Below are 11,394 nucleotides of genomic sequence, written 5' to 3'. Positions count from 1 at the left end.
TTACGAATAGAGGCAGGCGGTTGAAGTGTGAGGGGTTAGGGCAAAAGCCCTTAACCCGAGTTGCGGTTCAGGGCCGTCCTAACGGTGCGCTACTGGCAGACGTGCCGGTAGAGCGCATCCTCTTTGGCTACGACCTTTAACTGATCCAGCAGCGGCTTTTTGCCTGCGTCCAAGGGCAGCAGTTCCGCTGTGGTGCAATTGAGCAGATGCGCCTGATGGCTGACATGATCGATGTGCTGTTTTTCAAAACGGTACAGGTTAAAGGCGGCTATCGACGTGCCGTCCGCTTCCTGGCGCTGCACGCTTTTGCTGTCGAGCACGGTAAACGCCTTGGTCATCGGCCAGTAAAACGTCCAGGGCCGCCAGAACACCTCGCCGTTTTCGCTGGCCACCAGCACGGACTCAGCGGGCTGACGCTGCAACTGGTGTTCGAACCAGGAGTACTCGTAGTAAATCTGGTAGCTCAGCATGCCCAAACCGCCAAACGCCGGAATGATCCACTTGGGCAAACGGTTGCGCGTCAGTTTGCGCAGCAACATGGCAATACCAGCCGCCCCCAACCCTGACACCACGATGGCAAGTATTGTCCACAGCATTGACTGACTCCCGAAAATAAAAAACTGTCTAAGCAGCTTTTAATGTTGCGCAGCGACAGCGCGAGAACAGCCACAATCGCTGGCAGGAAATAAAACGGGCCTCCTAAGGAGGCCCGCTGGTAAGACCCTGATCACTCATGATCCGGGGTGATTATGCTTAGTGGCTCAACGCACCACCAGCACCTTTGGGAGTACGCACGCTTTCTACCAACTCCTGAATCTCCTTCGGTGGCGCAACGGTCGCGAGCGACACGGCGTAGGCGACAACGAAGTTGATAATCGCACCCACGGTACCAATGGACAGCGGCGAGATGCCGAACATCCAGTTATCCGGGGTGTTGGCGAAGGTCGCCGTGCCAGGGATAAAGAACCAACCCAGGTACAGGAAGATGTACACGACGGTAAACACCAGGCCTACCAGCATGCCGGCAATGGCGCCCTTGTCGTTTACCCGCTTGGAGAAGATCCCCATCATTAGCGCCGGGAACAGTGTGGCCGCGGCGATACCAAAGGCCAACGCCACCACCTGCGCCGCAAAGCCTGGCGGATTGAGCCCCAGCCAGGTGGCCAGCAGGATCGCGACCGCCATGGAGATCCGCGCAGCGCGCATTTCCCCCTTCTCACTGATTTTCGGATTTATCAGCGTCTTGATCAGGTCATGGCTTACGGCTGAGGAAATGGCCAGCAACAGACCGGCAGCCGTCGACAACGCCGCGGCAATGGCACCCGCTGCAATCAAGCCAATAACCCAGCTCGGCAGATTGGCAATTTCCGGATTAGCCAATACCAGGATGTCGTTATTAACCGTCAGCTCGTTGCCCTTCCAGCCGAGAGTTTCAGCCTTTGGAGTAAACGCAGGAGCAGCATCGTTGTACAGCTGAATGCGACCGTCAGCGTTCTTGTCTTCCCAGGTGATCAGACCGGTTTTTTCCCAGTTTTTCACCCACTCCGGACGCTCTTCATACGCCAGCGCTGGAGCCTCTACACCTTGCGGATAGATGGTGGTCATCAGGTTCAGACGCGCCATGGACGCCACAGCCGGAGCGGTGAGGTACAGCAGGGCGATAAAGATCAGGGTCCAGCCAGCCGACCAACGTGCGTCAGCCACTTTCGGCACGGTGAAGAAGCGAATGATGACGTGCGGCAGACCGGCCGTACCAATCATCAGCGACATGGTGAACAGCACCATGTTCAGCTTGTTGGTCACATCAGCGGTGTAATCGGTAAAGCCCAGCCCAGCTACCACTTCATTGAGTTTCTGCAGCAGCGGCATACCTGACTCGGTGTGCTCACTGAACATGCCGAACATCGGGATCGGATTGCCGGTCAGTTGCAGGGAGATGAACACCGCAGGAATGGTGTAGGCGATGATCAACACCACATACTGCGCCACCTGGGTGTAGGTAATGCCCTTCATCCCGCCGAACACCGCGTAGCAGAACACTACGCCAGCTGCGATCCAGATACCGGTGGAGTTGCTCACTTCGAGGAAGCGCGAGAACGCCACACCAGCACCGGCCATCTGACCGATCACGTAGGTGACGCAGATGATGATCAGGCAGACCACGGCAGCCAGGCGTGCACCGTTGCTGTAGAAGCGATCACCGATGAAATCCGGCACAGTGAACTTGCCGAATTTGCGCAGGTACGGCGCCAACAGCATGGCCAGTAGCACATAGCCACCAGTCCAGCCCATCAGGAAGGTGGAGTTGGCATAACCACCGGCAGCGATCAGGCCCGCCATGGAAATAAACGACGCCGCAGACATCCAGTCGGCTGCAGTTGCCATGCCGTTGGTAACGGGGTGAACACCGCCGCCGGCAACGTAGAATTCCTTAGTCGAGCCGGCACGTGCCCAAATAGCGATGCCGAAGTAGAGCGCGAAGGAAGCGCCCACAAACAGCATATTGATTACAAACTGGCTCATGGATTATTCCTCGACACCGAATTGTTTATCGAGTCTGTTCATTTTCCAGGCGTAATAGAAAATGATCACGATAAAGGTAATGATCGAACCTTGCTGGGCGAACCAGAAACCAAGGTCGGTACCGCCGACAGAGATACCTGCCAGCATGGGTCGAAGAAGTAGGGCGAAGCCGAAAGACACCAAGGCCCAGACAATCAGGCTCCAGGTAATCAGCCGAACATTCGCCTTCCAGTACGCTGCAGCGTTAGCTTGATCAGAAGTCATAAACTCCTCCGGTTATTGTTATTCTCATGCACCCTCAAGCTAGCAGCAGGCCACTAGAGCCGACAGATAGACATTGGTATTAGCTGCCTGACGCGGCTCCAAAATTCAATATTTATCTATATTTAACAACCACTTAGATAAACATATAAAAATACCTGGGTGCTGCGACAGCGCACTGCTCGAACAACGCACTGCCGCAACCCGGTCAACGCCTTCGCGTAACACCCTACGGCGGCCGGCCAGCCCGCCGTTATCGCGGTCGAACGCGCCCATCAACCACCGCTTCAGGCCTACCGGTTACAGGCCTCACCTGCTGGCTCGATGCAGATGCAAACAACCGAGCAATTCGCTGAGCCAGCACGTGCCCAGCACGCGACTCTTCGCGCAAGCCCACGCGCCCACTCATCGTGCGCACCTAAGGCAAAAGAAACCGGCGGCCAAGCCTGTCAATAAACACAGCATGTGCACCTCCTACACCAATCAACACGCGACGCAGGCTCGGCCTGCGCCGCCATCCATCAAAGGTTGCTGGCGGGGTTGGCCAGCGGCAGACGGCCGACGCCGTACCAGTCGAGTTTGCGGGTCAGCACCATCACCCCAGCGAGCACGCCGAACACCAGCACCGAGCCCATCAGCAGGGCGTAGTCCTCAGCCCCGAGCAGGCCGAACAACATGCCGTAGAGCAGCGCCAGCAAGGTGCCGAAACCTGTGCCGCGCAGGGCGCTGTGCAGCACGTAACTGACGTAGAAGCCGATCAGCAGCACACAGGCAGTCGCGGCAATGGCGTAGGCCAGAACAAAACTCAGATGCTCGGACAGCGACAGCAGCAACAGGTAGAACAGCGCCAACGACATGCCCACCAGGGCGTACTGCACCGGGTGCACGGCCATGCGTTTGAGCACTTCAAAGAGGAAGAACACCGCAAAGGTCAGTCCGATAAATAGCAGCGCGTATTTGATCGCGCGCTCAGTCTTCAGGTACTGGTCCACCGGGTCGACAAAGCTCACGCCAAAGTTGCGCGCGGTCAGCGCATTGCAGCTGTCACCGCTTACACAGTCGGCCAGTGCTTCCTCTAGGTTGGTGGCGAAGAAACTGGTCTGCCAGTGCGCTTTAAAGCCCTTGGCCGTTACTTCACGGCTGCTCGGCAGGTATTCGCCGATAAAGCTCGGATGCGGCCAGCCGGACGTCAGCTCAACTCGGCTATCGCGACCTACCGGGGTGATGCTCAGTTGCTCGGTGCCCTGCAATTTCAGGTCGAAGGCGAACTCCAGAGTTTGCCCGCCCTGGGTATCCAGCAGCGGCAGTGGCGCATGCACACCGGCGCCGAAACGCTCCTCGGCGCTGCCGGGGGCAAAACTCAGGTTCAGGCCGTTGAAGCGCAGCTGCAGGTCATTGCTGATACCGCGAATATCGCTGATGCCGACCGAGAGGAAGGGCTGCTCGAACTGATACAGCCCCAGCTCATCGCCCAGCCCCAGGCGCGCCGGCAGCTTGAAGGCGCCACTGATCTGGTTATCGCTGCGGTACAGCAGCGCCTTGTAGATGCCGCGCGCCCGCTCCTCGGTGGCGACGTGGCCATTGAGCACAAAGCGCTCCGGCAGGAAGTACAACCGGTCACGGCTTTTCTGCTCTTCCAGGTAACGCTCGCCGGTCTTGGCATGGGTTTTCCACTGGTTCCACACCTTAGTGTAAGGCATCACCAGAATCGGCCCGGTGAGCTGCTGGCGGTAGCTGGAACTGCGCGCGATGTCCTGCAGCACCTCGGCGCGCTGATACTGCCGCTCGCTCACCAGCCCGCCGATCATCGACAACGGGACCAGCAACAACACAATCAGCAGGGCAATAGCGCCCAGCTTGAAACCCAGAATGCGGCTCATGGTGCAACTCTCCGATACGGTTTAGGTAGGCAGAGTCTGGGCGGCGTACGTGGTGCCTTTATGGAGGGCAGATGGAGAGTGTGTGGAGAGCCTGTGCAGCGGCCGGTCGACACATGGACAGCCACAGGGGAAATGCGTAGCGTGCCGCTGATCGCCAGTAAAGGATGAACGACCATGACCCCGATACGGGACAGGCGTGATCAATGAGCCCAACGCTCTACGGTTGCCCCGATGGCACACCCCTCTTTTATTTACATGGTGTGCCGGGCGCGGCGATTGAGGCGGCGATGCTGCATCAGGCCGCATTGGCGCATGGCATCAAGCTCTTGGTGGTCGAGCGCAATCTGCCGGGCGAACTCAGCAGCGCGGATTATCTGCAGCAGCTCGCGCAACAGATCAGTGATAGCGCGGCAGGCCAGCCGATTCGCTTGCTTGGTTTTTCCATCGACACTTGCCTGGCGCTACGTGTCGCCGCGCTGCTGGGCAAGCGCACTACGCCTGCCTGCTGGAAAACGCCGACGCTGTGATGGCAGCGGTGCGGCAAACCACTTAAAAACGCAGATTGAAATTGCCTGTACCGAAGATACCGACCAGACCGATGACGATCAGGTAAACCGCCACGATGTAGTTCAGCAAGCGCGGCATCACCAGAATCAGAATACCGGCGACCAGCGAAATCAGCGGAGTAAGGGCAAGGGTCATGGGTATTACCTGAGGGATTATTGAGGCGCCAGTATGCGCGCCACAGCCTAACCGCACAGCACTATTCACCTGCAGCCACTAAGGGCCTCATCCCTGCCCAGCCCAACCGGCAACAAACGGCTCTGCCGCGCCAGTGTTGCGCGGCAGGGTCAATACGCTCACTCGCCGCGAATGTACTGCTCCAGCTGCTGGATCAGGCTGGCTTGATCGGCGATGGTGTGTTTGACCAGGTCACCAATCGACAGCAGACCGATCAGTTCGCCTTCGGCCAATACCGGCAAATGGCGCAGATGGCGGTCGGTCATCAGTTGCATGCATTCGCTTGAGGTGTGGCGCAGGCCGACGGTCAAGACATCTGCTGTCATGATTTCGCTGATCGGCACACCGAACGAAGGCCGTTCCAACAGTGCCACTTTGCGCGCGTAGTCACGTTCACTAACGATACCGGCCAAGCGGCCCTTATCATCCAATACCACCAGCGCACCCACACCTTTATCGGCCATCACTTTCATCGCATCCAGCACGGTGGCGCTGAGCGTGACGCTGTATACGGCGGCCTGCGGTTTGGCGCGGAGGATTTCAGCAACTGTTTTCATGCAGCGACTCCTGCTCTGTTTGTTATTGGCATAAAGGATAGTGCGCAGGCGGACCATTGCCGGCCAACCCGATGACCCGATCAGAGCACCTGCGCACGTTCAGCGCAACCATTGCGGACCAGCAAGGGCAGTGCCAGGCCACCGTTTAGTGTCCCTGAAACAGCGGCAGACTCAGCCGCGCCTCTACCCCGCCCGCGACATTGCCGATGTGCAATGCGCCGCCATGCAGTTGCATCACTTCCTCGACAAAATTCAGCCCCAAACCGGTGCTCTTGCGCCCGCTGCCGGGGCGCGGCAGGGAGTAGAAGCGCTCGCTCAGGCGCGCTAGGGCGTAATCGGGAATCGCCTCGCCCTGGTTGAACAGGCACAGCTCGATCTGCCCGGCACGGGCCTCTGCGCTAAAGCGGATCAGCCCACCGGGCGGAGTGAAGTCCAGCGCGTTATCCAGCAGATTGGCCAGCGCCTGACGCAGCAGAAAGGCCTCACCGCGCGCGCTTAATTCAGCGCCAATATGGTTCTCAATCTGCAGGCCGGCGGCTTCGATACGCGCCATCTGCGCCTGTAGCAGGGAGTCGACCAGCGCCCTTACTGGCACCGCCACCTGCTCTTCCAAGCCCTGGCGCTGTTCAACCTGAGCCAGGTGCAACAGGCACTCGATCAACTGCTGCATGCGCGCGCTTTCCTGCTCGATATTGGCGACAAATCGCTGCCGCTGTGGTGCCGGCATCTCGCTGTCGAGCAGTTCAGCCGCGCCACGAATCGCTGCCAGCGGGCTTTTCAGCTCGTGGGTCAGGGTGTGCACGTAGCGCTCGACATAAGCCTTGCCTTCCAGCTCGGTGCGCATGCGTTCGATGGCTTCGGCCAGTTGCGCCAGCTCACCGCCGCGCACGCGGGGCAGTTCGGCACGCTGCCCAGCGCTTACGGCCTGGGCGTAGCGGGTCAGCTTGCGCAGCGCGGCGCTGAGCCACCAGGACAGCAACGCGCCAATCAACAAGCCGAGCACGATCAGGCCGCCACCGAGCCAGGCCAGGCGGTGCTCGGAGCGTTCGATATAGGGCTGCAAAGTACGGTTGGGTTTGGCCACCGAGACCACGCCGATAATCTTCGCACCATCCATGATCGGCGCCGCCACGTACATCACCGAGGAATCAGGATCGCTTGGGTCTTCCTTGGTTGAGCGCGCGCCGTATTCGCCGCGCAGGGTGCGCAGCACATCGTTCCAGCGCGAATAATCCTGGCCCACCGCTGTGCCCGTGGAGTCGAGCAACACAATGCCCTTGGCGTCGGTGACATAAATGCGGTGGTTGACCTGAGTCTTCTCCACGCCCCAGATCTGCGCCTGCGGCTGGCGCTGGCCGTAGGCTTGCAACAAGGCGGGCAAGCGGCTCTGTTGCAGGCGGCCAGCCTTGACCTCATCACGCAGAATCTCAGCCAACAGGTTGGCGGTGTCGACCAGGGTTTCCTCGGTGCTCTGGCGCACACCGGGGCGGATTTCGTCCATCACCGTGCTCAGCACAAACCAGCCGGCCAGCCCAACAAACAGGAAGTACACCAGAAAAATGCGTACCCCCAACGGCATCAGGCGTGCCTCGGCGAATAGCTGTAACCCAGGCCGCGATGGGTCTGGATCGGCTCTGCCGCAGCGGCCACCAGGCGCAGCTTGGCGCGCAGGCTTTTGATGTGGCTGTCGATGGTGCGCTCGTAGCCACCATCCGCCGCCACACCCAGGCCGTCGAGCAATTGCTCGCGGGAGAACACACGCTCCGGCTGCGCCAGCAGGCTGTGCAGCAAGCGGAATTCGTGGCGAGTGAGGCTGAGTAGCTGGCCGTGGTAGTGAATCTGTACACGCTCGCTGTCGACCTGAAACGGCCCGGCAAGTGACGCCACTGCGGCAAGCTCACGCGGCGCCATACGCTTGAGGATGGCCTTGACCCGCGCCGCCACCTCGCGTGGGCTGAAGGGTTTGACCACGTAATCGTCGGCGCCGATTTCCAGCCCCACCACGCGGTCGATCTCCTCGCTGCGGGCGGTGAGAAAAATCACCGGGACCTCGGAGAAGCGCCGCAGGCGCTTACAGGCCTCGAAGCCGCTGATGTCCGGCAGGCCGACATCAAGAATCAGCAAGTCCGCAGGGTTGCGTTGCTGCTCGGCCAGCGCCTGCTCAGCGAGGCTCAGCCAGGTGGTGGTAAAGCCTTCGCTTTGCAGGGCGAAGATCAAGGTGTCGGCGATGGCGGCTTCGTCTTCGACGATCAAAATATGCGGCATAACGGTTCGACCTCGGGCAAGACGTACGCGCAAGCGGCGCAGTTCTCGACCTGAATGGGCATGAGCATGGGCATTGCGGCGCAGCAGCTTAGCGGGAGATGCCACTCCAGAGCTCATCAACGTGCTGAAAGCCCCACTCTTCGACCGACTCTCGCCCGACGATTTTATCGCGCCCCACCAGCTTGCTCAGGTCGAGAATTTCCTGCGGGATCGGGGTTTTCGATTTAGCGGAGAAAAACACTTTGACCTTGGGCGCGAGCAGCGATTTGGCTTGCTGCTCCATCACCACACCAATGCGGCCGCTTTCCAGGCGCACCAGCGAGCCGACCGGGTAGATGCCCACGGTTTTGACAAAAGCCTGGAACACCAGCGGGTCAAAGTGACCTTTCCATTCAGCCATTTTGCGAATCGACTCCGCCGGGTCCCAGCCTGACTTGTAAGGCCGATTCGAGGTGATCGCGTCATACACATCACACACCGCGCCCATACGGGCATACAGGCTGATCTGCTCACCGGCCAAGCGATGCGGATAGCCGCTGCCATCCATCTTCTCGTGATGGTGTAAACACACATCCAGCACCAGCGCGCTGGCCTGCTTGCTGTCGAGCAGCAAGCGCGAACCTGCTATGGGGTGGTCGCGGACGGTGGCGAACTCGTTGTCAGTGAGCTTACCCGGCTTGTTTAGCACCTCATTGGGAATCGCCATCTTGCCGATATCGTGAAGCAAGCCCGCCAGCCCAGCCTCGCGCACCTGCCACTCGTTCAGGCCCAGGTTACGCGCCAGGGCAATCATCAGGGCGCAAACGGCCACCGAATGCATGTAGGTGTATTCATCGGCATTTTTTAGCCGCGCCAGGCTGATCAGCGCATTGGGATGGCGCATCACCGAGTCGGAGATTTCCTCAACCAACTCGCCGGCCTGCTCAAACTGCAAGGCTTGGCCCATACGCGCATCACCAAACATGCTGATGATCGCGGCCTTGGAACGGGCGCAGAGTTTGACCGCGCGCCGCATTTCATCATCCATCGACGCCGCCAGACTGACCGGCGGACTCTGCACCGCCGCCAACAGGTTAGCCTCGGCCTGCGCCGCAACCTCTTCGGGACTCACGCTGGGAACGCCGGCTTCGACATCCAGCCCCTTGCTCACATCAATCCACAACTCACCGATGCTGCTGGCTTTGATTCGCTTGAGGTCCTTTTCAGCGCTGAGCAGGAATTTAGACTTCCAAAAGGGGTGGTCCATCCATGCACCACAGAATTCATGGATATACATACCGATACGCACGTCGGCTACAGCAATGCGCTTCAACATGGGGTGCCTCAGGTGAAAGAACTAATAACTTTCGGACAGCTTAGGGCGTCGCGCTGCCGGTATTGGTATGACCTTAGGCAATCGATAGCAATAAGACATCAGTCGCGCAGAGGGGCCCGTGACTAAAATCGTCTTAATCGCGATGCGACCCCAAAAATAGCCCACAGGGGAACACAAAATCACATAATTCCACGTGAGCTCGGGCGTAAATAGCACTCAATGGCACGCTACCTACGGTAAAAACCAGCGGTGATTTTGAACGATTAAACCGCCATTCAGTAGCTGATTTTTACGGCTAAATCACACGTTGATGATCAGGCCTCGCTGAAGCCGTTCGCCATGATGAACACGAACTCTCGAACTGACGACGCACCTCACGACGAGAGGTGTGTGCCCGAGTCATCGTGCGGTTTTTTCTGCAGAGGATATGGATCACGGTTTGCAGGTAAGGCAAAGGACGGTTTGCGCGACAGCACTCCAGCGTTTCGCCCACGGCCAGTCGTTCGGTTGCACCGGGCGTCAGCTACTGTTCAAAGTGCAGTTGCCCAACGCGATGCCCTCGACCATGGCTGGGGTTAACCAAACCATCATGATGGCCCTGTCGATGGCCATCATCGCCTCAATGGTCGGTGCTGGCGGCCTAGGCTTTGAAAGCGGCCTGGCTGTGGTATTGCTGGCGATCATCCTTGACCGTAACACCGAAAGCTTCGGTAACCCGCACATCGCCAATCGCCCTGGCGTATTCGCCTGGCTCAACGCCAAGTTACAGCGCACGTAACGCCTCATTTTTTTGCTCAAGGAGTTAGCCATGAACCCGATCAAAAGCCTTGCTGGCGTCATCCTAATCAGCTGCGCCCTGGCCCAGACGGCGTGGGCCCAGGAACCGCAAAGCTGCAAACAGGTGCGCTTCGCCGAAATCGGCTGGGCCGATATTGCCGCCACCACCGGCGTGGCCATGACCCTGACCGAAGGCCTGGGCTACCAGCCGCGTAAAATCATGGCCTCGGTGCCCATCGCCTTTACCGGCGTGCAGAAAGGCCAGATTGATGTCTTTCTCGGCTACTGGGCACCGTCCATGGATGCGGTGATCGAGCCGCTCCTCAAGGAAGGCGGGATAAAAGTCCTGCCAAAAGCCAACCTCGAAGGCGCCAAATACACCCTGGCGGTACCGACTTACGCCGCCGAAGCGGGCCTCAAGAGCTTTCAGGACATTGCAACGTTCAAAGAGCAACTGGGCGGCAAGATCTATGGCATTGAGCCCGGCAATGACGGCAACCTGCTGATCGAAAAAATGATCAAAGACAACCAATACGCACTGGGCGACTTCCGCATCGTCGAGTCCAGCGAAGCCGGCATGCTGGTGCAAGTGCAACGCGCCGTGAAGAAGCAGCAACCGGTGGTCTTCCTCGGCTGGGCCCCGCACCCGATGAACACGCAGTTCGACATGACGTATCTCGATGGAGGTGACGCGGTATTCGGGCCCGATTACGGCGCAGCCAAGGTCTATACCGTCGTCCCGAAAGACTATGAGGCGCGCTGCGCCAACATCGGCAAACTGCTGAACAACCTGCAGTTCAGCGTCGAGATTGAAAGCCAACTGATGGAGAAGGTGCTTGAGAAGGAAGACCCCATCAACGTCGCCAAAGACTGGATCCGCGCCAACCCACAGGCGCTCGAGCAGTGGTTACAGGGCGTGACCACTTATGATGGCAAAGACGGCGCCACGGCCGTTAAGCAGTACCTGAAGCTCTAATCGCGCCAGGCAGGTCTAGGCATCTGCCGTAAAAAAGCCGCGCGTGCGAGGCAGACTGGCCGACCCTTTAGGCCGTGACGCCGCCATCCTTCACCAACG

At 59.1% G+C, this 11,394-nt stretch carries 11 protein-coding genes and 1 pseudogene; 3 read left to right on the top strand and 9 right to left on the bottom strand.

Features of this window, described 5'->3' with window-relative positions; all coding sequences use genetic code 11:
• Positions 1-89: 89 nt before the first annotated feature.
• From AC0J6G_RS18505 to creD, 4 genes are all read right to left on the bottom strand, one after another.
• A complete protein-coding gene (locus tag AC0J6G_RS18505; protein WP_475250270.1) occupies positions 90-596 on the bottom strand; it encodes a hypothetical protein in 507 nt (168 codons plus the stop codon).
• A 157-nt stretch (positions 597-753) separates the two neighbouring features.
• Positions 754-2,523, bottom strand: coding sequence for a sodium:solute symporter family protein (locus AC0J6G_RS18500; RefSeq protein ID WP_475250268.1), 1,770 nt, complete (start codon positions 2,521-2,523; stop codon positions 754-756).
• Between the two features lie 3 nt (positions 2,524-2,526).
• On the bottom strand, positions 2,527-2,787 hold the full coding sequence (locus tag AC0J6G_RS18495; protein ID WP_475250266.1) for a DUF4212 domain-containing protein: 261 nt from the start codon (positions 2,785-2,787) through the stop codon (positions 2,527-2,529).
• Positions 2,788-3,305: 518 nt separating this feature from the next.
• Positions 3,306-4,664 (bottom strand): cell envelope integrity protein CreD, encoded by a 1,359-nt coding sequence (gene creD / locus AC0J6G_RS18490; RefSeq protein WP_475250264.1) that lies wholly within the window; start codon positions 4,662-4,664, stop codon positions 3,306-3,308.
• 203 nt (positions 4,665-4,867) lie between these two features.
• Here creD and AC0J6G_RS18485 point away from each other — a divergent pair, with 203 nt between their 5' ends.
• The gene (locus AC0J6G_RS18485; protein WP_475250262.1) at positions 4,868-5,191 is read left to right on the top strand and encodes a hypothetical protein; all 324 of its coding nucleotides are present in this window, start codon (positions 4,868-4,870) and stop codon (positions 5,189-5,191) included.
• Between the two features lie 22 nt (positions 5,192-5,213).
• On the opposite strand, the gene AC0J6G_RS18480 is transcribed toward AC0J6G_RS18485, so the two are convergent.
• The 5 genes from AC0J6G_RS18480 to AC0J6G_RS18460 all read right to left on the bottom strand — a co-directional run bounded on the left by AC0J6G_RS18480 (position 5,214) and on the right by AC0J6G_RS18460 (position 9,542).
• Positions 5,214-5,366 (bottom strand): DUF3096 domain-containing protein, encoded by a 153-nt coding sequence (locus AC0J6G_RS18480; RefSeq protein WP_475250261.1) that lies wholly within the window; start codon positions 5,364-5,366, stop codon positions 5,214-5,216.
• A 158-nt stretch (positions 5,367-5,524) separates the two neighbouring features.
• Positions 5,525-5,962: a CBS domain-containing protein gene (locus tag AC0J6G_RS18475; protein ID WP_475250259.1), complete on the bottom strand. Its 438-nt coding sequence runs from the start codon at positions 5,960-5,962 to the stop codon at positions 5,525-5,527.
• Between the two features lie 145 nt (positions 5,963-6,107).
• Entirely contained in the window at positions 6,108-7,541 is a 1,434-nt protein-coding gene (gene creC, locus AC0J6G_RS18470; protein WP_475250258.1) for a two-component system sensor histidine kinase CreC, read from the bottom strand.
• Entirely contained in the window at positions 7,541-8,227 is a 687-nt protein-coding gene (creB, locus tag AC0J6G_RS18465) for a two-component system response regulator CreB (RefSeq protein ID WP_475250256.1), read from the bottom strand. Before creB ends, creC begins: the two co-directional genes overlap by 1 nt.
• A gap of 88 nt (positions 8,228-8,315) precedes the next feature.
• Positions 8,316-9,542, bottom strand: a complete 1,227-nt coding sequence (locus AC0J6G_RS18460; protein WP_475250254.1) for an HD-GYP domain-containing protein — start codon at positions 9,540-9,542, stop codon at positions 8,316-8,318.
• Between the two features lie 493 nt (positions 9,543-10,035).
• Here AC0J6G_RS18460 and AC0J6G_RS18455 point away from each other — a divergent pair.
• Together AC0J6G_RS18455 and AC0J6G_RS18450 are read left to right on the top strand one after the other, a co-directional pair.
• Positions 10,036-10,320: pseudogene (locus tag AC0J6G_RS18455) on the top strand (ABC transporter permease subunit); the annotation flags it as partial.
• A gap of 30 nt (positions 10,321-10,350) precedes the next feature.
• The gene (locus AC0J6G_RS18450) at positions 10,351-11,295 is read left to right on the top strand and encodes a choline ABC transporter substrate-binding protein (RefSeq protein WP_475250252.1); all 945 of its coding nucleotides are present in this window, start codon (positions 10,351-10,353) and stop codon (positions 11,293-11,295) included.
• Positions 11,296-11,394 lie beyond the last annotated feature (99 nt).

Source organism: Pseudomonas sp. TS_SC_3 (assembly GCF_056156225.1).
This window is presented reverse-complemented; position numbering and strand designations above follow the sequence as displayed.